Genomic DNA, 23568 nt, shown 5'->3' on the forward strand with positions numbered 1-23568 from the left:
TCCACATCCGCAGTGCTCATGGCAAACCGATGGTATACCCAAACCGCGTAGGCAATGACCTCACGAGGGTAGCGAAAGCCCTTCAGGCGCGACATGCGGGATGAAATGTTCATTCATCGCCTTTAGTCGTCGTCGAAACGCCAGGCAACTTGGCAATACCGTTGCGCCTGTGCAACCGAGCGATGCAGCGACAGGCGCATGGCGGCCTGGATCGGAGCGCAGCCCGTGGGGCGAGGCGAAACCTTCGGGCAGCCCGGCCAGTTTCAGGCGGTGCCTGACGATCTGTGCGATAGCATCCGGGCTGAGGCGGCGTTTCAACACCCGATCTGCCTTGGAGATGGGGCGGAAGAGGGGTCCGTCCTCGATCCTCCCAACTTCAATCCAATGCACCAGCGTCTGCGCTGCACGGCCCTTAAGCCCGAAAGGGTGCAAGGAAACTAGGTCAACGAACACGATCTATGAACACAAACAGCGCTCCAGTGCTGAAGCCACCGGCCCAAATCACCTCGATACTCGATTGATCTCAAATGGCCCTAACCTGGCTTTCATCTACAGTCTCAGTTGCTGCAATTGCGCTGGTCAGACCAGACTTTATTCGCGAGTGCTAAATCAGGGTGCCGAGTCGCAGACGAAGCTAATTGAACCCTTCCAAAGTTTCTGCCTCGCGTCTAAACGCTGAGGCACAATATCGGCTAAAATCGAACCAATGTGACACATGCTCGTCTATACCACTGACCATTCGCTTTATTGTGCCAAGTTGCGCATCTTACTGCGGCATAAGGGGCTATCCTTTGAAGAAGCCCCGCCACCGGGCGGAGCTGGTTCTTCAGAATATCTGTCACTTGTCCCGTCGGGCAATATACCTGCGCTCGTTGATGACGACCTGACGCTGACAGATAGCGAAGCGATTGCCGAGTATTTGGAGGAAAAATATCCGGAAATTCCGATGTTACCGGACACGCTTGTCGCACGTGCCAGATCTCGGGAACGCTCACGGTTTGCGGATACGCGACTAGAACCGGCCTTGCGTTTGACGTTCCCGCATGTTGATCCAAAAGTGCGCAATACGGCAGCGATTGCCATGGCACATACCCAAATCAACCTGCGACTGCACGGGTTGGGAATTCTGCTGCAACGATCAGAACTGCCGCGAAACAGGCTTTGGATGGGCGATCCGGGCACGATCGTAACCCTTGAGTGGATCGCCCTTTTTGAAGGAACAATCGTGCCGCAGTTGGATTGGCCGGAGGCGGTTCAGACTTATCGTTTGGACATGTTGAAGCATAAAGCTGTGGCCCAGGAACTCAGCGCTTACCGTCCGGCAATGCTGCATTACATGCAAGAAAAAGGCGCGCGGTAAAATAGAACAGTTGGGTGGATGTTGCGGGCGGCTCTTAGCAGATATCGAGCAAAGCTGGAAAAGACCGAAGTCGCAGCCAGAATGGCGAGCATGCGCTTCGGCCATCCGAATCGTCATAGCAGGTGATGTGGTCGCTACCTTCTCACTATTACAAATAAGCGTAACCCGCCGAAGCGCAGGTCTCTTTCACTAGTCTTTGTCATCGGGATAAGACGGGCTTTCGGCGAAGGCGTGCGGTCCGACCGGCACATTAGAAACTCTCAGAGGTGGCCCGAAGGCCTCTTGATATGACACCCTTCGACTGCAACGCCTAAGGCGGGCTAGCTGTTTACTTAGTGAAAATGCGGTCGCCTTGCTCGTCGATCACTTGCTTAGCTTTGGCGATGCTGAAGCTTTGGCCCTGATCCCGGGTTTCAAACACATCTGCCCGGATCACCGTATGGATCTTTCGATCTCCGTCGATAGTCTTTTCGATACGGGCCAAAAGGCGGTATTTGCCACCCTCGGGCATCAAGTCGGGGAAAATGTCGAACCCTTTGTACGAGACCGGCTCGGGCTTTGGCTTTTCTCCGCCACCGAAGAGTTTAGAGAAGAGTGACATTGGGCGGCTCCTTTCAGCCTAACTAGGACCAGAGACTAGCGCCACCTAGGGCGGGGGTGAAGCATGTAGTTCTACCAGAACACGTTCCTTCGTGTCGATGGTACGCTCTGAGCGCGACCTGATACTCAGCGTTTTTCTCCTTTACATAAACTGTCCGTTTCCGACCTTGATCAACTGGTATAGGCGCAGCAACTAATGCCCGAAATGCGATCATTTCTCGCTCATGCGAAGCAAGTGTATTAGCGCTGTACGGCAGTAGAAGCCTTCAAGTGATCGATAAACAGCCTCAACTGGCTGAACTGGATTGTCCACTACTCCTATTGGCGGAACGACGACGAAAAAATCGCCAGAATGCCTTTGCAATATGCAGATCAGGAAAGAGCATTTGAGACGCGCACTCGTAACTGGGGCCAATCGCAGGATTAGCCTCGCCATCGCTATGGGTCTGAATGATGCTTGGCTAGAAGTCCTTGTTGGCGCGCGCAGCCTCGACACAGGGCGGGCATCATCGGCCGAGATTGGTACGATTGCTCTGTACCTCGATGTGGCAGATTCGAAAACTATCGTCTCCACCTCGAAAGATACCGGGCCAACCGGATACGGCGTCGCATAGGCTGCACTGAATGCCCTAACTGTCGCAACAGCAAAGACACTGCCAAGAATGCCAAAGTCAATGCGATGCACCCAGGTTGGGTACGCACTAGTATGAGTAGTAATCGCGAAAACCGTTCACCGGACGAGGGTACCGATACCGCTATTTAGCTCGCGACGCTTCCGGATGATTGTCCAACCGGTGGATTTTTTAGGGGCCGAAAGCGCATTGCTTAGTGAGTAGCTTTGGTTCGCGCAGGTTAGAGCGTTGATGGTTTTGGGCTCAATGCAGATATCGTCTGCGAAGCCAACGAGTGACTGCATCTCGGTGCATTCATCAACTTTTGTGCGAGCCAGAGTTGCCATGGATAATAGCTGCTAAAATGTCCGCTGAGCAGGGACTTGATACGCAGCTATTGAGGGATAGTCGGCGAACTTTTGTTGCCCTGCACTACGTCTGAGATCCAAACAGGAGCGGTTGTTCGTCGGCCACGCCCTAATTCGACGCTTCGACTCCCAGGTGCCTACCGCTCAATACAACTACCTTCATGGAATCTTCGATAGGCACGGTCCGAGACCACAAGAAAGAAGGCAGATCGAGGATCTCTTGGCGAGATAACCTGCTTACTTGTGCCGTCAGAGGTCACATAGTTACCCGTCGGTTGCATCAACCAATGCAATCCTAACGCACGATCCTCATATCCTCGAAAGCTACGCGCGCTTTCCTGCTTGTCAGGATTGTCGCCACCGCAGCTTGCGGTCAAAGCGCCAGCAAACCTTAGACTTTGCCGCTATGGGTTGCACCACAGCCTTATCATATTCAAAAAAGCTCCGCAGCTTTAGATGTCCGTTTATGTCATCACAATAGATGCAGATCTGCCAGAGGTAGCACCAGTTCGATTGGGATTGTGAGCGCACCTTTGCGAAAACCCACAAGATCGTCTCCCAACCTGATAACGTTAAGATTTGCTTCGTTCAGGCGGCTTACCAGTTCGTGCTCGATTTCGACCTCCGGACCATTACACTCAACAATGGCGAGTGTAGGATGGAGCGCGGCGAGATCTACGCTATCCAATACCTGACGCTCGTGGCCTTCAACATCAACCACCAGGATATCGGCTTTGGACACTCTGTGCTCGGCTAGCACATTGTCGAGACGACGCAGCTCTATGCAGGTCGATACGACATCGTCGTCAGGAGTAGGTATTCCTTTTTGAGCGTTGACTCTCTCCAGAGCGCTGAGCATCCGATCGCGATTGAGTGATGCACACCCTCTCGCTGTTCTAGGGTACTTGTCACGCTTGGCTTCATTCAAATGGAACAACTCGACTTGGCCGGGTTGATCAGAGATCCCGATGTTTAAAACTTTGACATTTTCGCGACCATCATGGGTTTTTCTCAACTCGGCGAAATACTGTGGATGTGGTTCAAGCAACAATGCATCCCAGCTTTGAGTTCTCAGATGCTTATGAATCGGATCTGCCAGCTTTCCGTCATGCGCTCCTACCTGAACCACATTGACGGGGCCTTTCGCGCTTCTCACAAACGCATCCAGCAAGAGCGATTTCGCCGCCTTTTTAAAGTCACGCCTTACACGGCGCGGTCTGTGTTTTTCTGTTGTTGGTTCGGCGAAAACGGTTGAGCTTGTTTCCTGCGACTTGCGCTGAGCACGCACAAACGTTGAGTGCAAGTGACCTTGGTTACTATAGTACTCCAGTTCTCTTGTAGTCATTTTGTCCTTGAGAGACCAAGGTCGATGAACCGCCGTGAAGCCTTCTCCGGCGGCACGTAGCGCGCGTATCCAAGGTTGCTTTGTGCCATATTCCGAAAACCGCTTGTATTCATTCTTTTGCGGCACGAACAAGAAAAATGTGGTGTCAACAGCCGCTCTATAAACATTCTCTTCCACGGGATCTTTCCAGAACTTTTCCTCCCATTCAGCGACTGTTTCACCTTTAAACCAATCCATGTTTACGTCTACAAGCTCAGGATCAAGACTGAGGGCCAATCCGACCTTGGGACATGAGTGACGCAGACCGATTTCGAACAGTGTTTTTAAAAAGTTAGGTGCTGGAGGTTCCGGTAATCGAAGATCCGGATCGGTAAAAATGAACCCGGCGTCAGTGTCGGGATCACAGGCTGCTTGGTAAACGGAGCGGCTTGGGCCCAGATTTTCGCCCCAGCGTATTACCCGAGCTTTGGACAAGCAGTCTTCACCATCATAGTATTCCAATAGTTCAGGGAGTGTAGAGGCGTTGTCTAAAATAGTCACATTTCTGAAACCATGCGCGAAAAACCAATCTACAGTATCTCGTAAATATCCTAACTGATTGAAAGAATTTATGAAAACTGGAATTTCTTGTCTAATTTCCGATTCGTTCAAATCCGAGTCCGCAAATTGCATTACATCGAGTTGACGAGATTCCACGTCGTTTGTTTCGCCGGAACCTGAGGCCACTTGGTGGCCACGAACATTGTTCATTTTGATACGCTGACATTTAAGGTAGAAAACACCTTCAATTATCACATCAAAGCAATTACTGACAAGACAGCTACTAAGGCAAGATAGGGATTGCCGTGTAAGCGAACTACAAACCAACATCATGTTTGCTCTGGCCTAACGCAATCTTCCAATCGCTTGCTCGTCCGCTAACACAAGAGACAAGCGGAAATCTTCTTCACCGCTTGCTGTTTATTAGTTTTGATGCATCGACAACCATGCTTGCATCTCTCAAAATCATCACTAGAAAAGATGAGAAATCTAAAGGAAAAGAACGGTAATTTCCGTGACAACGTGTAGCTTCATCCTATCGACTGGTCGGACATCAACACAAAATATCGCAGCGATTGCCGGCAGGGCGCATCCAGATGCTGTAGTTGAGCATGAGGGTCTTGGTGCAGACTACTTTTCAAGGAGAGTATATCGGCGCCCCGGAAAGTTCGCCCAGGTCCTCGGCTCCAACGTTTCTTTACAGCGTAAACTTATTGAGATTGAAGATACGATCACACAAGGAACGCCTTATCTTGATGTCGGCTGGCCTAGTTTCGCTTGGTTGCCCTACTTTTCAGAGAGGTTTTCAGGCCGATTGAAATTTGCACATTTGGTAAGGAATCCTTTCCATGTTGCCGCTTCACTTACAACGCATGGTCTGTTTGACCCCAAAATCCGGCTCGGAAGGCGTTTTGAAAGGATCGCTATGATTCATGCGGATGATGCACGAGTTAAGTATTCGAAGATTGCTGCGGAGGCAGGCGCGTTTACACCGTTTGAACGCAATTTGTTTCACTGGTTGGAATTGAACGAATTTATGATTGAACAGCACGAAAGAGAGGGATTTGTTGGGGTTTATAGATTTGAAGAATTGTACAAGGGCAAGCACCCGACTGTGACTATCCTTCTGGATCAACTCATTTCAGAAGCTAAGTATGATTTGGATGCGAGAGTTTTGGATTCTTTGCATCGCAAGCTACCCGCTCAGATAAAGCAGCCGAACACTCGTCTCATTGAAGCGGCAATCGAGGTTGGTGTGCGACTGGGTTATTCGGAAGAGAGTTTGCGTAATTCGATGAATGTTGATGAACTGAACGAAAGATACTCGGAAGAAAGGTTATAGTTACATATCCGAGAGTCCCGTTTGACTTCAAAAAAATGTCCTTTCTGTCCAGCCAGCCGTCGTCGACCTAAAATGCTGAGAAGGTTGGGAACGAGCACAAAGGGCCAAGTGCTGCGATTGCCTAAATGGCTGCTTGGACGTCGGTGTAGCTCAATACACGCTTTGAAAGATCCTGGAGGTATCGACGCTATTCTTGGTTCGATCCTGCGACCACAATTCATAACGAATACCATATTTTGCAAGTTCCAAGAAAACCCGATGGGGGTTGATGCCCGTGGTTGAATGATCAAACGATAGGACACGGCCACCGGTTAGGTAGAGCTCGAAGCGTTCCTTGATTTCGGTGTACGTGCCATCACTGTCCTTGCCCGTAAGCAGAATTTCCAGCCGGAGTGCCTTTGCAATTTTCTCGAGTTCAATATCCAGCGGTAAATGACCATAAGGTATGGCCGCTTCCCACTTCAGTCTGCCAGAATCTATGATGGCTTTCCAATCTCCCGGTGTTTTAAGAATACGGTACGTTTTTAGACCCTCTCTCAATGCGAAAGCAGTGCCTGCCAAAGCGCAAAGAGTAAATAACCCTTTGAAGACCGCTCCGATATGATCGGCCGGGTGAATCGCAAAAACATATAGTACAGGCCAAACCAGCCCGACGCAGACCCACGCGATGTGTATGCTGGCGACACGAAGCCTAGATGACTGGATGACGGACTGCTCTATCATAATTGCTCGTTAGCACGGAAAGGCACTGGGAATATGGCAAAATCCGCGTCTGAATAAGGATCGCCGGTTTTTGCGCGTTGAATGCCGGCTAATCAATAGCCAACCCCAACCCCATGACAAGGATTGGCAGAGGAAACCGGCGCTCCGATGGGTTAGGTTGATCTGTCAGAAAAAGGAACGCAGAGCCCAAACCGTCTGCGCAAACGATCCAGGTGCAGGTGATATCGAGTGGCGTGAAATCGGTAGAGGCCGCGGGGGTCGCCATCAAAGTGCTTCTGAAGCCTGGCATCCAGAGTAGGCCATGAGAAACACCGGCGGGCTGGATCGAGGTAGACAGGTCAGAATCCGAAGCCTTGCTGTGCCACATCTTCGGGCGCTTTGTCCTGTGTTTCACGATCGACCCGATTCAAGGTGCAGGAAATCTTTAGAAACCATTGAAGCAACGGATACATCGTTCAATCTAAATTGAATTGCTGAGTTCTGGTTTGTGGCGACGGCCCTCAGTTGGTCTCATCTTGTGTGGCCGCTGGCATCGGCGCGGGTTTGTGAATGGCCACGCCGGCCATAACGAGAACAACCCCCAAAACATCCACAGCGCTTGGGATCTGACGCAGGATGATCACGCCGATGATGGTGGCCGTCGCAGGCAAGAGGGCGAGCAGGAACGCAAAACTCGCGCGTGGCAAACGTGCCATTGCAAGCTGATCGCAGACATAGGGGATGACAGATGAGCAGATGCCTACTCCAATCCCAGCCAACACCAGAAGCGGTGCGCCGAAGGCGTCGAGCGCTTGCAGAAAACCAATAGGCATCACGAAGATAAAGGCTGCGGTCATAGCCGCGCCGAGTCGTTCCACGCCAACCGACGCGCCACCTTCGGAAATCTTGTGGCCGAGGATGATATACAGCACGAACAGCGATCCGTTCAGCACTGCCCAGCACAGGCCCAGAAGGTCAGAGGTCAGGGCCGGCCCATCCGTCGCCATTAACGTTGGCACGTCAATCAGAAGCGCCACACCGACGATAGCAAAGCCGAAGGCCAGATAGTTGCGGCCGGTGCGAAGACCCCAGAGAGCAATCCCAATGGTGCCTACAAACTCAATGGCGGCAACCAGCGAGATTGGTAGCCGGTCGAGGGCCAGATAGAATGCGCTGTTCATCACGGCGAGGCAACCCCCGAGCGCGAGAAGAAGCAGCCGCTGGCGCGGCGGCGATGTCCTGAAAGTGTGCCATGGCTTCGTTATAGGTGCAAAGACCAGAGCGGCCGATGCGATCCGGAACCACGCGACACCAAGCACACCGACGACAGGGAATAACAGGACTGCGAAGGCCGGGCCGAGGTAATGAAAAACAGCGGAGACGCCGAACCACGCATGCGGGGGAACCGCCCCTGATAGACGTGACATGGCTCCACGGGCGTTAGCGACGGAGATTTTTTGGGGTATCGATCTACCATTCACCTATGATGCAAGGTAAGAACATGCTTTTATATAGAGATTGATTATATGATCTACCGATCGTGTTTCAGGAAAGAAGGAAAAAGAGATGATAGGCCATCGATTCGAAGAAAAGGGATTGGACAACATTGACGCCGCGATTCTGCGCGAGCTTTGTGCAGATGCGCGTATCGCCCGCGCCGAGTTGTCCCGTCGCGTGGGATTGTCGGCGCCAAGCGTGGCTGACCGTGTACGGCGCCTTGAGGATGTTGGTATCATCACCGGTTACGGCGCTCGCGTCGACCCGTCTCGTTTGGGCTATGGTCTGACCATCCTGATCCGGGCCAGGCCACTACCGGGTGAGATGCAGAACATGATTGATGCTATCCAAAAGACGCCGCAGATTGTGGCGTGTGATCGTGTGTCGGGCGAAGATTGCTTTGTCGCACGTGCGCATGTTCGCGACGTGGCCGAAATGGAGATTGTCATCGACCGCATCGTGCCCTTCGGCGCGACGAATTCTTCTATTGTTCAGTCATCACCGGTCGAAGAACGGTTGGTCGAACTCTAAGTCGACGGATCTAAGGCGTGCCTTTATCCAAGGGCAGTTTTGTCCGATCCTCCGGCTTGGGAAAACGCACCAACCTTGCGGTTGCAACGAACGGTCTGTTTGGTGAAACAGGAGTGCGTTGAGTTACCATTCCAAGACTGACTGGTACACGGCCCTTTCAGCCGTCCCGCTGGGTTAACCCGGCTGTCGGCTAAGGGTGGGTTGGTGGAAATTAAGGCGAAACACAAAGGCTGTTCGCCTGGGCGACACCCTTACCCCGCAGAACCGTTTGCAGCGGCAAGGAAGATGGATCGCATGTCTTTTTCCGACATCCGGTTGCCTTTCAGGTAGCCCTGCAACAAGAAGCGAAAGGCTCCGTCGAGGCGCATGTATAGTAGCTCTTTTGTGATTTCGCCCGCGGCCAGAGGGGCCATCAGGTCAATCAAAAGCTCTTCGATTTCAGTCACGACGGGCACGAATGTATCGTCGAACATGGCCTGATTGCGGATGTCGTACCACAGCCGGTGCAACTCGGCCTCCTGGTGGATCGTCTCGGCCAACGCGTGGCAAAAGGCCTGCATCACCCGGTCCGGTGCAGAAATGCCCGCGATGGCTTCGGTCATCATCTCAACAAAGCGGATTTTGTACTGGCGGACGCAAAAGACCAGCAACTCATCCTTGTCTTCGAAGTAATAGTGCAGGCTGCCCAACGACATATCCGAATGGGCCGCAATATCGCGCAAGGTGGTGCGCGCATAGCCATATACTTTCAGCGCGTTGATGGCACTTTCGGCAATCTCGCGCTTTTTGGCGTCGCGCTTGCGGACCTTATGGGTCTTGCGATCCGCAAGCTTGTTTATGGGCGTGACCTTGTTCATCCACACCGGAATATCATGAGTTCCCTCATCCCAAAAGGGCATGGAAGAAAATTCGTGGCAACTTGAGAAAGCTTGGTTTGTATTGGAACCTGGTCAGCAATTTGCCCACATGATGCTGCTGCGTGTTCGAGACAAACCACGGCGGACGCGGCAATAATGTCATCCCAAAGCTCAGCAGGTTGCGCGGAAAGGGTTTGAACGGTGCTTCGATCACGACGCGTTCGGGCTTGTCGAACATGAAGGTATTGTGGACCGATCCGATCCCCGACTGCACGTCCTGCAAGGTCGCTCCGGCAAACCCGCCCCAGGGGCAGGACGTGACCAGAAAGGCGAGCCCGGTCCAGGTGTTGACCGCGATGGTGCCATAGTGGAAATCGGCGATGATCTCCTCGAACCGCTTGCGGCCCATGGCCCGGATTGTGGCCGGGTGGATCAGGATATTGCCGCCCAATGTGCCATAGAGGTTTTCATTGGCCCATTTGATTGCGCTTTTCAGATAGGTCTCGGCATCGGGCGCGTCGATATGCATGACGCCCAGGGCGGGGGCGAACACCTCGTTCTGGGACAGCCATTCCGTGTCGCCCCGTTCCATATCCGCGATGCAGCAGGGCGGCGTGTCGGCACCGCGCGGGATGTTTTCGGCCCCTGTGGTGTGGCTTTCGAACGTGGACTGACGCTCTTGCGCACCCGGATAATAGGCGGCGCGGCGTGTGTGTTTGGTCATCACGCGCGACAGGTTCTGCATCAGCCTGTCGGTCTTGTCCCAACCTTTGGGCAGGATCAGGCTTTGCACTGCCACGCAGTTGAAACCTGAATTGTGCAACTTCATGGTGGCGATGTTTTCCGCCTGAAACCGCAGGTCCATCGCCGTCCACGGCCCGGGCACCACGATGGTGGGGCACACCGCCCCCAGTTCCGAGGTGATGTGGCGCGGGTTTTTCGGCGTATTGGCGGCCTTGTTCGCGGCCCCTTCCGACCCGTTGCCCCAGACGATCGCGTCATGGGTGGCGCGCGCGCCGGTGATATGAATCTCTTCGACCAGCGGATGGTCGGTCAGATAGGCCCCGGCGGGGCCGTCGCCGCGATAGATACGCAGGGCATTCATGTCGATCAGGGGTTTCAGCGCCTGTTCCAGAAATTCGGTCAGATAGTCGTTGACCGGGTTCATTTTCAAAAGCACGACCTGATTTTCCAGAAACAGCTTTTGAAACGCATCCAGTGGCGTGATCGCCGCGATATTGCCTGCGCCCAGCACCAACGCGACCTTGCCCACACGGCTGTCAACCGGGATGTCATAGGCGCTGGCGGTATGCTGGGCCAGATTGCCCGCATTCACACCTTTCTGCATCCAGACATCTGCCTTTACACCCGAAATCAGCAGCTGATCCCAGATCGAATGCGGCACGATGCGCACCGCGGTCTGGCCGTTTGGCAGTTCCCGTTTTGGCAGCTTTTTCAGAAACGCCTTGCCGTCCATCTTGGACAGCGTCTCGATCAGGCCGTTGCACGCCGCCATGACAGGGTAGGGCCCCGAGATCCATTCTTCGCCCAACAAGGGCGAGCCATCGGGGATGCCTTTGGCCTTGGCCGCCGCTTTGACCCAGGCTTCGGACACCGGCAACAGATTGCCCTTGATCGCCTGCAGGATCGCGATGCGCTTGACGACCGGGGTTTTGGCCCAGTCGTGTTTGGCCGCGTCCAGAATGGCCAGATCGCTGTCATAGGCCGCCTGAAGATCAGGCGTAAATTCCGCTTGGTGCTTCATCCTAGTCCCCTCCCGAAAGGACATTTGCGTATTGTTCACGCAGTTTGATTTTCATGACTTTTCCGGTTGCCCCCAGTGGTAAGTCATCGACAAAGATGACCTTGTCGGGCACCTGCCAGCTTGCGACCTTGCCGTCGTAAAAGGCGCGCAGTTCCGCCTCGGTCACATCCGCCGATTTCACCGCGATCAGAACCGGGCGTTCGTCCCATTTTTCATGCCGGGCCGCGATGGCAGCGGCGTTGGCAATGGCGGGATGGCCGATGGCGATGTTTTCCAGCTCGACCGTGGAAATCCACTCACCCCCCGATTTGATGATGTCTTTCGAGCGGTCGCGGATCACCATATAGCCATCCGGGCTGATCGTGGCGACATCGCCGGTGTCGAACCAGCCATCGTCGGTCAGCGCATTTGTGTCCTGGCCCATATAAGTGTCGACGATCCACGGGCCCTTGATCTGCAAATCGCCCTGGGTTTCGCCGTCATGGGGCAGGGCCGCGCCATCCGCATCCACAATGCGCAGCATCACGCCAAAGGGCGGGCGCCCCTGTCCCAGCCGCAGGGCGGCCTGATCCGCCTCCGGCAGATCCAGATGTTTTTGCAAAAGCTGGTTGACCGATCCGATCGGAGAGGTTTCGGTCATGCCCCAGGCATGGATCAGCTCCACCCCGTATGTGTCGCGGAAGATCGGGATCATTGATGGCGGCAGGGCCGAACCACCCACCACCGTGCGCGTCATGCTGGCCGCCGTTGAACCCGTGGCCTCAAGCGCGGCAAGCAGGCCCATCCAGATCGTTGGCACACCAAGCGCGATGGTCACGCCATGCCCGTCGATCAGGCCCACAAGGCTTTCGCCATCCAGCCCCGGCCCCGGCAGAACCAGCTTGGCCCCCACCGCCGCCGCGATATAGGGCACGCCCCATGCGTTGACATGAAACATCGGCACAACCGGCATCACCGTATCTTTGGCCGACAGGGCCAGACCATCGGGCTGGTTGCCGCCCAGCGTGTGCAGCATGGTGGACCGGTGGGTATAGAGCACCCCCTTGGGGTTCCCCGTCGTCCCCGAGGTATAGCACAGCGACGAGGGCGCGCGTTCGTCGATCCGGGGCCAGACGAACCCTTCGTCCCCGCCCGCGATGAAATCGTCATAGAACAAAAGCCCGTCGATCAGGCCCGCAGCCTCCTCATCCTGTGGTCCCATCAGGATGAAATGCTCCACGCTGGGCAGCCGGTCTTTCAGGGCCGCCACCGCAGGCAGGAAGGTGCGGTCGAAGAACAGTACCTTATCATCTGCATCCGCCACGATGTACGTCATCTGATCCGGGTGCAGGCGTGGGTTCAGCGTGTGGCACACGAACCCGCCGCCCGAGACGCCAAAGTAAATCTCAAGATGTCGCCGGTTGTTCCAGGCGATGGTGGCGCAGCGCGTGGCCGGGTCCAGCCCAAGCTGTGTCAGGGCCGAACCAAGCCGCCGCGCATTGGCGGCCACCTGCCGCCATGTGGTTTCCTCGACCCCGCCGGTTGTTTCCACCGACACGATCCCGGTCGCGCCGTGATACCTGTCGGCATGTTCGATCAGACCAGAGATCAGCAGAGGCTGATCCATCATTTTCCCAAGCATTTCAAATGTCCTTGAAAGGAAATGGCCCATCCGATCGGGGATGGGCCGGGTTTATCAGGCGCGGATCAGATCCGACGCTTTTTCACCGATCATCACGCAGGGCGCCTGCGTGTTGCCATTGGTGATCTTCGGCATGATCGAGGCATCGGCCACGCGCAAACCGGCGATCCCGTGCACTTTCAACTCGGCATCGACAACGGCCATCGGGTCCGAGCCCATCTTGCAGGTGCCGACCGGGTGATAGATCGTCTGCGCATTACCCCGCAGCCAGCTGCGGATATCGTCATCCGATTGCACCTCGGCACCGGGGAACCGCTCTTCCCCGCGATAGTCGTCCAGCGCGCTGGCGTTCAGGATTTTCCGTGCGATCTTGACGCCTTCGACCAGGACATCCAGATCTTTTTCGTCCGAGAAAGCGTTGGGGTTGATGTTGGGATGATCCGCCGGATCGCTTGAGGTCAGCGTAACCTCGCCCACCGACCGCGTGCCGACGACACCGGGCAGCAGGGTGAACCCCTCGGACCCGTCGCTTGGGTTGCCCGCACCGTCCGAGATGAACCAGGTCGGGGCAAAGTGGAATTGCAGGTCGGGCGCGGGCGCGTCTTCCATCACCGTCAGATAGCCGCCTGACTCGCCGATATTCGACGTCAGAAGACCCATGCCCTTTTCCATTAGCAACGCGCCTTGTGCCTCGTCAGTGGCATGGGCCAGCGTCACCGGCTGGGTGCATTCATAGGCCACCGGGGCCATGAAGTGGTCCTGAAGGTTCTTGCCGACCCCGGGCAGGTCGTGAACAACGGTGATCCCCAGCGCTTCCAATTCGGCTTTGGGGCCGATGCCCGACAACAGCATGATCTGGGGCGAACCATAGGCCCCCGCCGACAGGATCACCTCGGCAGTCGCCATCACCTCCAGAACCTCATCGCCTGCCTTGAACCGCACACCAGTGCAGCGATTGTTGTCCATGATCAGGTTCTGCACATGGGCCTCGGCCTGAATCGCGATATTGTCTCGCTCCAGCGCGGGGTGCAGAAATGCGCCAGCGGTGGATTTTCGGAACCCGCCCTGCTGCGTGACCTGATACAGGCCGAACCCTTCCTGATCCGTGCCTTCGTTGAAATCGTGACGTTCGGGGTATCCCGCCTGCACCGCAGCCTTCACCAGCGCCTTGCTCAGCACATTCGGGTCGCGCTGATCGGTCACGGTCCATGGTCCGTTTGCGCCGTGGTTTTCATCTGCGCCCCGCGCGTTGTTTTCGGATCGTTTGAAGATCGGCAGCAGGTCGGCATAGCTCCACCCCGGATTGTCCTTGCCCCAATCGTCAAAACAGGCCGGATTGCCCCGCTTGTAGATCATCGCATTGATCGAGGTCGATCCACCAAACACCTTGCCACGCGGGCTGTAGAACACTTTTCCGTCCGAGCTTTCCTGCGGCACGGTCGTATACCCCCAGTCCAGATCGCTGAGGAACAGGTTCGGGAAGGCGGCGGGGATGTGGATAAACTGATTTTCATCCGGCGGCCCGGCCTCCAGCACCAGAACGGATTTGTCCGCATCCTCGGACAGACGCGCGGCCAGCGCACAGCCAGCGGCCCCCGCCCCGATCACGATATAGTCGTAGCTTTCCGACGATTGCGCCGCCGCGTGGCGGGCACCCAAAGCCAGCGGAGCGGCGGCCACGACGCCCAGGGCCGCGCTTTGGCGCATGAAAGTCCGGCGTGACATTCGCCCTTCGCTGAAGGATCGGTTCAGTTGTTCCAGCTTATCTTGTTTCACAATTTCCTCCCAAGAATCGTGCTCCATTCCTCTGAGCGCAGAGGGCATTCCTAAGCTTGACAGATTTTTTGGACATATGTCCAGTTAAAATGATCAAGGTGATATTTGGCCGAATAGGATGGCGCAGAATACCTTCCCGCCTTTGAACAACAGTGGAAATTGCGGGTGGGGGAACTGAGTTCTTTGGGGCTATGGAACCCCGGAGGCCATTTTATCAATCACGCCCGCGTCGCTATTCGCGAAAAGGATCGACGCCCATGGCAACGGGCAATCTATCCGATCAACAGAGGCCCCGATGGTTCAGCGGCCAGATTGAGCATCGGACCCCACAGCTCAGCCCCCGTGTGAAGCATGCCGTGACCTGCGGCTGGTACTTCTGCCAATTCCGCCCGGACCTGTTCGGCCAATCGTTTCAACCCCTTGCGCGGCGCGTTTCTGTCATGTTCACCGACCAGAAACCGAACCGGAGTTCTGATGTCGGAGAAACCTGCGTTCCACGGTGTCGAAGACAGTTTCGCATCTGCCAAAAAGCCGTTCGGCCCGCGTTCGACATGCCAGGCATGGCCGTGCCAGAACAAGCTTTGCGCGGTTTTGTCGGCGTCGATCTGTTCTCGGTCGAACGCCGAATTCGCAAAGACGATCTTGCCGAAATCTGCCGCCCCCTGGCGCAGAATACGCTGACCGCCCAGCAACGCGAGGTAATGCGCCGCGGACGGGTTGGCCCGGGACAATATGGAAAACACCCGGGTTTCAACGGGCAGGGACCAGATATCTTTCCAATCTGTCAAAGGTGGGACAGGCGCAAGGCAGGTGACCGAGGTGACGCGGTCGGGTCGCAGCGCGGCCATTTGCAAGGCAAATGGTGCCCCGAGATCATATGTCAGAATATCGGCAGTCTCGACCCAGAAGTGATCAAGAACATAGAATAAATCCTGCGCCACATCCTCGACGCTCAGCGTGTCGTCAGCGGGTGTTTGACCATGGCCCGGACGCCCCGGTGCAATGATGCGCCTGTCCCGGAACCGGGCGCGCACAGTGTCCGACAGTCTGCGCCCGCCCAGACATCCGTGCAGAAACAAAAGGGGCCTTCCACCCTCTGGCCCGGTGCATTCCACATCCATGCGCCGCCCGCTGGGCAGGGTCAGCATGAAGTTTCCATGCGCCGCCGCTGTCTGATCCGCATGCATATGCTGGGTGGTGGCGATCAGCCCATAGATCAGGTGGAGGATATCGGCATGCCCATGCGTGTCTGTCTTTGCGCAGATCTTGCGAACCTGCGTGCGCACCGTTTCGACCGAGCGCTGCCGACGTGCGGCGATTTCTTTGGGTGTCTGGCCCAGAAACAAAAGCTCGACCACGTCTATTTCAGTGTCCGTAAGCAGGTAGCCGGATTTCAGGACCGGCGCGATTGCGTCCGTCCATCGCAGGGTTGTTCCAACTCCGCGAAACATCCCCTGACCGGTTGCCTGGGCGAATATCGGAACCGGCCGCAGGCGTGGATGCGTGAACAGGGTAAACGCCGCTTGCGACCTGCGACCGCGGATCAAGGCATCGATCGAATTGCGCGCGCTTTCGCCCAGGCTCTGATACAGGGTCTCACCCTGTCCAATTCCGAACAGCGACACGAATGAGGCCGTCACCTCGGTCAGGCGTGCCTTGTGATCAAAGGCAAACTCGATCTCTGTTCCGCCCCGGCCGTATGACCCTGTGCGCATCAGGGTTTGCGAGGCATCTGTGAATTCGGGAACAAACCCTTGCAGACTGCGGTCTTTGTCCAGCCGCATCGTGGCATCGGTTTGCTGGATGAGCGTTCCGAAGGTTTCGGTACGGGCCAGCGATTCAAAGATCAGGCTGCGCAATCGATGCGTCTGAGTGCCTTGCGCCGATCCGGGCCCATTTGAGCTGTCTTTCATAATGTTCCCTTTGGCGAACTGCGTGAATGACCGCAGCCGGTTCAATGCTTTGATCTTGCGGGGCCGACCCCAATGCAACTCATTCAAAATTGGCGCGTGGGACCGCAAAACCGGCGTGGCACCCCCGAACCGTACTCAGATTGGAGTATGGATTGATTGAAGCGTGTCTTCAATTGTCTTGAAGGGGGTCAAAAAACGGCCCCCTCACAGGTTATGATGGGTTTTATGACACGCAGTTTCAATATTTTCCCCGGATTGCGCTCTGCAAGCGTCTACGGCGTTGTTGGTTTGGCGATGACCGCGCCGAACGTCGGAAGCGCCGAGCAGACATGCGATATCTCGTCTGATGTTGGCTACTACTTTGACCGGGTCGAGCAGGCGATCCTGCTGATGCAATACCAGGATATCGTCCTGCGCGCGGTCGACGGCAACATTCGCTGTCAGGAAGACGCAGCCAATGGACGGCAGGCCTGTTTGGTCGAGGGTCCCGGCGAAATACTGGTTGCTTCGGATCGGGGGCAATTCGCCGTGCGCCTGAACGGGCCCGAAGAGCACGCCGTGCATATCTACGCCACCGGGGACCTGAGCTGCGGCCTTGCCGCAGACATGGAATGACGGGTCGTTGCTTTCATAGGAAACAGGACATTTATCGCATGAAATCAAATTATGTCATGGCACTGTGTGCCCTTCTGTGCGCAACCCCCGGCTTTGCACAAAGTTCGACAGAAGAAACCAGCTGTGATCGGCTGGTCGCTTTGTTCATCGAGTTGGGCGCGCGATCTGGTGAAACCGTCACCGAGGCAGAAGCCCGCGCCGAGGTCCTGTCCGAAAATCCGACCGAGGCGGAATGCCAGGCCATGCTGGCCCTGTTTGAGGCGCAGAAATAGCATGAAGAAAACCGTTTTCGCAGCGTGTACGGCGCTTTGTGCTGCAAGTGCCCAGGCGCAAGATGCGACGATGATTGTGCTGGACGCATCAGGGTCGATGTGGGGCCAGATCGACGGCGTCAACAAGATCGTAATCGCCCGCGACGTGGTGCGGGAAACGCTTGGCAGTGTGGATTTTGACGGCACGCTTGGCCTGGTGGCCTATGGTCACAACCGAAAGGGTGATTGCCGCGATATCGAAGTACTGGTGCCGCCCGCCTCGGGCCAGATCAACGCCGTTGTAAGCTCGGTCGCGGCGATCAACCCCAAGGGCAAGACCCCGTTGACCGATGCGGTGCGCCAGGCTGCGAACGCCATGCGTCACGAAGAAAACCGCGCAACGGTCGTCCTGATCACCGACGGGCTTGAGACCTGCGATGCCGATCCCTGCGCGCTGGCGCGGGAACTGGAACAATCGGGGTACGACTTTACCGCCCATGTGGTGGGGTTTGGCCTTTCGCAGCAGGACGGCGCGGCGGTGTCCTGTCTGGCCGCGGAAACCGGCGGGCGCTATTTCGACGTCGACAATTCCACCGAGCTGTCCGAGGCGCTGTCGCTTGCGGTTGTTCAGGACATCGCGCCTGAGACCGTGATCAAGGACCCGCCGCAGGTCGAACCGAAGCATAATCTTCAGATCAATGTGCAACTTTCGCCCGATAGCCCACCGCTTGAAAACGGGCAGATTGACCAGCTGACGCTGGATTTGATCGGGCCCGACGGAACCCCGAAAAACATCGGATACTCGCCGGTCATGGCCGTCAAGGTTGCCGAAGGGGACTATGTGCTGCGTGCCAAATATGCAGGCGGCCAGACCGAACAGAACGTTCAGATCAGCCGCTTTGACACGACACACGCAACCCTGTCGCTGGATGCGGGTGTGGTCGATTTCCGCGCCATTGCCCTGTCGCCCGATCTGGTCCCGCCCGAGATCGTAAGCTGGCGCATTGTCAATCGGCAAACCGGCGACCGGAAGGAACGATACGATCCTGATCTGCGTTCGGTTTTTGCCGCGGGCAGCTACGATGTCAGTGCCATTGTGGGCCGAAAGGACGCGCTGGCTCCGCCCCCGGTTGCGGTTGAGATCACCGCCGGCGGTGTCACCGAGGGTGAGATTATCCTGCCCCATGGCGGGCTGAAGATCGACAATCTGTCCGACAGTGGCGACCGGCTGCCCGATCACTTCATGCGTTTCAGCCTGTGGACGGCCAAAGCCGATGGAACGCCGGACACGATGGTCGTGGCGGCCAATGATACACGCTGGCCGTTATTGTCCATGCCCGGTGACTATGTGCTGGTGGTCGAGGATTGGGGCATTGCCAAGCGCAAATTCACCGGGCCCATCGCGATCCCGGCGGGGGTTTTGGTCAGCCTCAGGATCCTGATGCCCGCCGACGCCGCGATGCCACTGTCGTTGATTGAGTGATGGGTCCGTTGTTTGCGAGCCCGTTCAAGCCGTGGCTGCAAAACCTCTCACGGTTTGCCTGGCTCGGGTGTGCTGTGCTGGGCGCGCAGGCAGCGCAGGCCACGTGCACGGGCGACCTGCCGCAAACTGGTTTGATGTCGGTCTATGCCGACGCGACCTCGGGTGCTGTGATTGGTGGCATCAGCCCCAATCAATGCGGGCTTGAAGTAACGGATTTCTGTGAAAACGGTCGCTGCCTGACTTTTTTTGACGGGTTGAGTGGCTATGTCGATGTGTCCGGTCTGGCCAGCGGGACAATCGCCGAGCCACCATCGGTTTTCGAATACCGGGTTGACGCGGTTGATGGCAGTTTGACCTTCATGGGGCGCGAACAGGGGTTTGACCTGAACGGCGATGAGCCCCTTTTGGTGATTCCGGCGGCGGGTCATGTCCTGCTCAGCCTGCCTGATCCATTGCCCAAAGACATCCGCATGACCAGCACCGGCGCCTCCGGGTGGGAGGCCACGCTGCCCGATTGGGTGGGCGTGCCCATTCCCGTCTCGCTGTATCTGGATCGCGTAAGCGCGCCGCGCGCCACGCTAGAGATATTTGCCGACCATCAGATGCTGACAATGGACATGCGTCTGGTCCTGGCGCGGGTGGGAGGCCCGGCTTCGGTCCTGGCTGGGCAGGGCGGGCCCGATCCGATCTTGGGCGAAACCTCGGACTGTTCGCAGACCCATGCGCTTGCCGCGGCTGTTGGCCAGGCAGGGGATCAGGATCGGATCAATGCCTTCTACGCTGCGGTACAGACCGTGGGGATCACAAGCTGGGACACCCGCAGCGCACAGCAATGCGCCGATCTGCTGCAAGAGTTGGCGCGCGCGGGCATATCAGAAGCATCGGGCAGAGATCCGGGCAAGACCAACGTTGCGCCGACCGTATCCTGTGACGCGCTTGTCGAAGAATTGCGCCCGATCCTGCGCGGGCCGCAAAGCCCCGAGAAAGGCGCAATTCTGGCGGCGATGGTCAGTTTGGGTGTCTCTACGTTTGATCCGACAAACCCGAAACACTGTTCGGAAATCTCAGCGGTGCTTGGGCGTTGACCGTGGAAACAAGGGGTCGGACCATGTGCCAAAGCCAAATCCTAGCCGGTTCAGCGACCACGCCCGGCACCCGGATGTGGTCATATGGGGTCAAACGTATCGTTCGGTGGATGGCGGGTGCTACTGTTGGTGCTTTTTGCCTGACGCTCGGGCTATCCGATCCCGCCCTATCGGATGAACTGCGCGAGCGTCTTGATGCTTTGACACAACAGATGTCGCGGCTGGGTCTTGCTGCGGCGCAGGGCAAGATGGATGCCGATTTTGCCGGACGTCAGTTGGACAGGTTAATCGAATTGGAAAGCGGTCTGCGCCTTGGCACTCTGCAGCCCGATGATTTGGCTTTGCGCTGGCAGGATCAGGGTGATCTGCCGCTAAAGGCCCCCGGCGCGCGCCTGATTGCGGTTGGGTTGCCCTCGGGGTTCGAAGGGCCTGTCAGAGCATTTCTGAACGATGGACGGGAACTGGATATCCATGCCGAGCGCGCCGAGGCCCGACCCGGTCACGTTGATATCTATGTCCCCGATCACCCGGACGGGCCGGATGCGACGGATGTGCTGACGGTCTATTTCGACGGTGCAGGAAGCTTGCAGATCCAGCTTGCGCCGCGTTTGGTGATCCCCAATGCGTTGCCTCGATTGATGCAGGTTGCGATTGATGATCTTGTGCGCGATCTGGCAAGCGACGGCGTGCAGGCCGAAGCCCTGGTTGCGCAGTTCCGCCGTGACGCACCCTCGATCCCGCCAGAACTGGGCTATGCTGCGGCGGCGCTCTATATCTGGTCCGAAGCGGGGCGCGGCGATCCGTTGTTGCGGTTCCTCAGGTCTGGGGTGCTTGAGGGGCCCGTCTGGGACGGCTTGGGCGGCACCGATGATCCGCAGGCGCTGAACCGGATTTATTCCACTGCGCTGCAGAACAGCGGTGTTCTGGACAGGCTGATGCGTGTTCAGCCCGCGCAGATAAACAAGATCAGTTTTGTTCGGCCGGACCCGTCCTGGCCTGGGCCTCTGACTCTGGCAAAGGCCAAGCCACCACTGACAGCGCCACCTCCCGAAACCGTGCCTGTGGACGAATTGTCATCCCTTTTGCTGGAGGGCCGGGCCCGTGAATACAATCGGCAGGTTGTGCTGCAATCGGCAAAAGACGCACAGAAGCTGTACAGCGTGACAGCCTTCGAGCCTGTAACCATGACCAGTGCCGCGCTGGTGGGCGGTGTGCTGACCATGATCGACAAGCATATGATCATCAACGATTATGACTACCCGACCTCGATGATAATCGAAGGGGTGCCGGTGCCCGGGGACGTGCTGTTGGCGGATGACGCGCGCAAGGTGTTCCCCGAGATCACGATCATCGCCAAAGGGCCGCCTTATGAGGTCAAGGTGTTTGCCGATGGGCTTGATGCGGTTTTGGGCGCGATGGATATCGCAACCAGCACATTGACGATCGCCAAAGGGGTCAAGACGATTGGCCAGACCGCACAAGTGCTGACCAAGGCGCAGCGGGCGCGCCAAAGGATGCAGGCCGCGCGTGACAATGCCGAAGATATCCTTGTGGGTCTGGGAACCACGGCTGCCAAGGATTCGGTCGAGTTGGTGGAAAAACAGGGCGACGCGGCTGAAAAAGGCAGCTTTGATGTCTTCCGTGTGCCGGAGCGCACCTGGAAGGCAAAGATCGAACCGCGCAGCCACCGGAACCATATCAGCATCGGCTATAACGGCGAGGTCGAATGGGATGTGCGCGACTATCACGCGCTGGCCTGTTGGAAAAACACGCAAGAAGGGATCAGGGCCACAGTGACCACCAAGCCCGAAGCCTTTGCCGGGCTGTTTGACCGCAAGGATTTTGGGTGGGGGGTTCAGGATCCCCGGATCACGCTGGGTGCCAGCCCCGACATTCTGCGCCCCGGAGAAACCGCGCGCGTGACGGCTCAGGTCTCGGGGGCCAATCGAACCAGGGTTGATTTCGAATCGCCTGATGTTGGCGGCCTTGCCGATATTGGCGATTTTGACGCGCTCTTTGTGGCTCCCCAAAGCCTTGAAAGCTGTCGCACGCTTGTCACGGTAACGGCCAGCTTCCCGCCCGAGGGCACCCGGATTTGTCATGCCCCGCCAAAGGCGTGGGTCGGTATCGTAATCGCGCAGGGCGATGGGCTGATCCGCACACCAGACACGCTGACCTGCCGTGACGGCGAAGTGCTGGGCTTTACCGTTGCGCATGCCGACGGCGATGATGTCATGTGTCGTCTTTCGGGGCCGGGAACACTGACGATGGTCGGCAACGAAGGCCTGCTGGATTGTCCGGTGAACCCGGCGGGGCCATCGTCGATCACCTGTCATACGGGCGATACACCCGGTCAGTGCTCTCCGGTCATTCCGATCAAACGGATCTATCCTGATTATGCCGTCACCGCTTTGGTCAGCGCGGATCGCCAGAAACCGCTGAATGATAACATCGAGCGTTTCTTTGACGAATGCGGCATCGAGAACCTGACAGATGTGGCACGCGATCTGCTGGACAACGGGACGGGAGAGGCACGAGAGCTGCCAATCGATCCTGTTGCCAATCATTGCGCGACCCGTCTTGGCTTGTCGTCAGGTGGCGGAGGACTGTCGGGCACAGGCGGTGGCAGCGCGCCCAGCGTTTTCGAAGGCCATGCCGAGGGCCGCTATGTCGCTAATTGGCCGCTGGGACAAGGTCGCGACGTTTCCGTCTCCGACGCCCATAGCTATCGCCACAGACCTTATGATCCGGGCCGCGGACCGGGGGATCGCAGCGTACTGGTGACGTCGGATGTCACAGCGTCGATCACTTTTGACGGGCCTGAACGGTTTGTCGTGACCACATCAGGTGAAACCACCGCCGCCGCTATCCGAACCTCTGATGAGATACCCGACCCCGAGGGCGGGTTTGCCGATTGGGAGGTGTGGCGCCGGATCGAGGTCAACCGGGACACCGAACTGTCGGTCAGGGTTGAGACCAGCGGGCCAGCGCAGACGCTGGTGCAGGCCGTGCCAACGAGTCTGGTCAACAATGTCCCGGTCGCGCTGCTGTCGGGGTTCGACCAGAATCTGACCTCGGTCATGATTGTCGGAAATGCCACGGCGGCGGGGTTGATCGGTGGCCGGTCCGACTGGAGCACCGCCACCTTGCCGGGTCCCCGACAAAGTGGCGAAAGCCTGACCTACCTGCTGTTGTTCAAAGGGCGTGTGAATTCGGCACAGCGCAGCAATGACACCGCAACAACCGCATCACGCACCAGTGTCGATATCAATATTTCGCCGCGTGCACCGGAAAAATAAGATGAAA

General features: G+C 57.0%; 19 protein-coding genes and 1 pseudogene. 10 read left to right on the forward strand and 10 right to left on the reverse strand.

Features of this window, described 5'->3' with window-relative positions; all coding sequences use genetic code 11:
• Nucleotides 1-113: pseudogene (locus ACR0AG_RS21695) on the reverse strand (IS6 family transposase); the annotation flags it as partial.
• Nucleotides 114-198: 85 nt separating this feature from the next.
• Here ACR0AG_RS21695 and ACR0AG_RS21700 point away from each other — a divergent pair.
• Nucleotides 199-441: a hypothetical protein gene (locus ACR0AG_RS21700; protein ID WP_480842675.1), complete on the forward strand. Its 243-nt coding sequence runs from the start codon at nt 199-201 to the stop codon at nt 439-441.
• A 274-nt stretch (nt 442-715) separates the two neighbouring features.
• Nucleotides 716-1360, forward strand: coding sequence for a glutathione S-transferase family protein (locus ACR0AG_RS21705; RefSeq protein ID WP_480842677.1), 645 nt, complete (start codon nt 716-718; stop codon nt 1358-1360).
• 328 nt (nt 1361-1688) lie between these two features.
• On the opposite strand, the gene ACR0AG_RS21710 is transcribed toward ACR0AG_RS21705, so the two are convergent.
• The gene (locus tag ACR0AG_RS21710; RefSeq protein WP_480842679.1) at nt 1689-1961 is read right to left on the reverse strand and encodes an HlyU family transcriptional regulator; all 273 of its coding nucleotides are present in this window, start codon (nt 1959-1961) and stop codon (nt 1689-1691) included.
• Between the two features lie 385 nt (nt 1962-2346).
• Between ACR0AG_RS21710 and ACR0AG_RS21715 the strand changes: the two genes are divergently transcribed.
• Nucleotides 2347-2574: a hypothetical protein gene (locus tag ACR0AG_RS21715; protein WP_480842681.1), complete on the forward strand. Its 228-nt coding sequence runs from the start codon at nt 2347-2349 to the stop codon at nt 2572-2574.
• Nucleotides 2575-3411: 837 nt separating this feature from the next.
• Here ACR0AG_RS21715 and ACR0AG_RS21720 read toward each other — a convergent pair.
• A complete protein-coding gene (locus ACR0AG_RS21720) occupies nt 3412-5079 on the reverse strand; it encodes an FkbM family methyltransferase (RefSeq protein WP_480842683.1) in 1668 nt (555 codons plus the stop codon).
• Nucleotides 5080-5338: 259 nt separating this feature from the next.
• On the opposite strand from ACR0AG_RS21720, the gene ACR0AG_RS21725 reads away from it, so the two are divergent.
• Nucleotides 5339-6166: a hypothetical protein gene (locus ACR0AG_RS21725; RefSeq protein WP_480842685.1), complete on the forward strand. Its 828-nt coding sequence runs from the start codon at nt 5339-5341 to the stop codon at nt 6164-6166.
• A gap of 150 nt (nt 6167-6316) precedes the next feature.
• On the opposite strand, the gene ACR0AG_RS21730 is transcribed toward ACR0AG_RS21725, so the two are convergent.
• The gene (locus tag ACR0AG_RS21730; RefSeq protein ID WP_480842687.1) at nt 6317-6889 is read right to left on the reverse strand and encodes a hypothetical protein; all 573 of its coding nucleotides are present in this window, start codon (nt 6887-6889) and stop codon (nt 6317-6319) included.
• Between the two features lie 500 nt (nt 6890-7389).
• Nucleotides 7390-8295, reverse strand: a complete 906-nt coding sequence (locus ACR0AG_RS21735) for an EamA family transporter (protein ID WP_480842689.1) — start codon at nt 8293-8295, stop codon at nt 7390-7392.
• Between the two features lie 139 nt (nt 8296-8434).
• On the opposite strand from ACR0AG_RS21735, the gene ACR0AG_RS21740 reads away from it, so the two are divergent.
• Nucleotides 8435-8896 carry an Lrp/AsnC family transcriptional regulator gene (locus ACR0AG_RS21740; RefSeq protein WP_480842691.1) on the forward strand — a complete coding sequence of 154 codons (462 nt, stop codon included), beginning with the start codon at nt 8435-8437 and terminating at the stop codon, nt 8894-8896.
• Between the two features lie 251 nt (nt 8897-9147).
• On the opposite strand, the gene ACR0AG_RS21745 is transcribed toward ACR0AG_RS21740, so the two are convergent.
• The 5 genes from ACR0AG_RS21745 to ACR0AG_RS21765 all read right to left on the reverse strand — a co-directional run bounded on the left by ACR0AG_RS21745 (nt 9148) and on the right by ACR0AG_RS21765 (nt 16828).
• Nucleotides 9148-9795, reverse strand: a complete 648-nt coding sequence (locus ACR0AG_RS21745; protein ID WP_480842693.1) for a TetR/AcrR family transcriptional regulator — start codon at nt 9793-9795, stop codon at nt 9148-9150.
• Nucleotides 9779-11518, reverse strand: a complete 1740-nt coding sequence (locus tag ACR0AG_RS21750) for an aldehyde dehydrogenase family protein (protein ID WP_480842695.1) — start codon at nt 11516-11518, stop codon at nt 9779-9781. Before ACR0AG_RS21750 ends, ACR0AG_RS21745 begins: the two co-directional genes overlap by 17 nt.
• 1 nt (nt 11519) lies before the next feature.
• On the reverse strand, nt 11520-13139 hold the full coding sequence (locus ACR0AG_RS21755) for a long-chain-fatty-acid--CoA ligase (RefSeq protein WP_480842697.1): 1620 nt from the start codon (nt 13137-13139) through the stop codon (nt 11520-11522).
• Nucleotides 13140-13193: 54 nt separating this feature from the next.
• Nucleotides 13194-14864: a GMC family oxidoreductase gene (locus ACR0AG_RS21760; protein WP_480842699.1), complete on the reverse strand. Its 1671-nt coding sequence runs from the start codon at nt 14862-14864 to the stop codon at nt 13194-13196.
• Nucleotides 14865-15187: 323 nt separating this feature from the next.
• Nucleotides 15188-16828: a bifunctional helix-turn-helix transcriptional regulator/alpha/beta hydrolase gene (locus ACR0AG_RS21765; RefSeq protein ID WP_480842701.1), complete on the reverse strand. Its 1641-nt coding sequence runs from the start codon at nt 16826-16828 to the stop codon at nt 15188-15190.
• 225 nt (nt 16829-17053) lie between these two features.
• Between ACR0AG_RS21765 and ACR0AG_RS21770 the strand changes: the two genes are divergently transcribed.
• From ACR0AG_RS21770 to ACR0AG_RS21790, 5 genes are read left to right on the forward strand one after another with little or no spacing between them, the layout of a single operon-like run.
• A complete protein-coding gene (locus ACR0AG_RS21770) occupies nt 17054-17443 on the forward strand; it encodes a hypothetical protein (protein WP_480842703.1) in 390 nt (129 codons plus the stop codon).
• Between the two features lie 38 nt (nt 17444-17481).
• Nucleotides 17482-17715, forward strand: a complete 234-nt coding sequence (locus ACR0AG_RS21775; protein ID WP_480842705.1) for a hypothetical protein — start codon at nt 17482-17484, stop codon at nt 17713-17715.
• A gap of 1 nt (nt 17716) precedes the next feature.
• The gene (locus ACR0AG_RS21780) at nt 17717-19177 is read left to right on the forward strand and encodes a vWA domain-containing protein (protein WP_480842707.1); all 1461 of its coding nucleotides are present in this window, start codon (nt 17717-17719) and stop codon (nt 19175-19177) included.
• The gene (locus ACR0AG_RS21785; protein ID WP_480842709.1) at nt 19177-20262 is read left to right on the forward strand and encodes a hypothetical protein; all 1086 of its coding nucleotides are present in this window, start codon (nt 19177-19179) and stop codon (nt 20260-20262) included. Before ACR0AG_RS21780 ends, ACR0AG_RS21785 begins: the two co-directional genes overlap by 1 nt.
• A gap of 23 nt (nt 20263-20285) precedes the next feature.
• Complete coding sequence (locus tag ACR0AG_RS21790; RefSeq protein WP_480842711.1) at nt 20286-23561, forward strand: hypothetical protein; 3276 nt, start codon at nt 20286-20288, stop codon at nt 23559-23561.
• The last annotated feature ends 7 nt before the right edge of the window (nt 23562-23568 follow it).

The organism is Ruegeria sp. H6, from assembly GCF_056532975.1.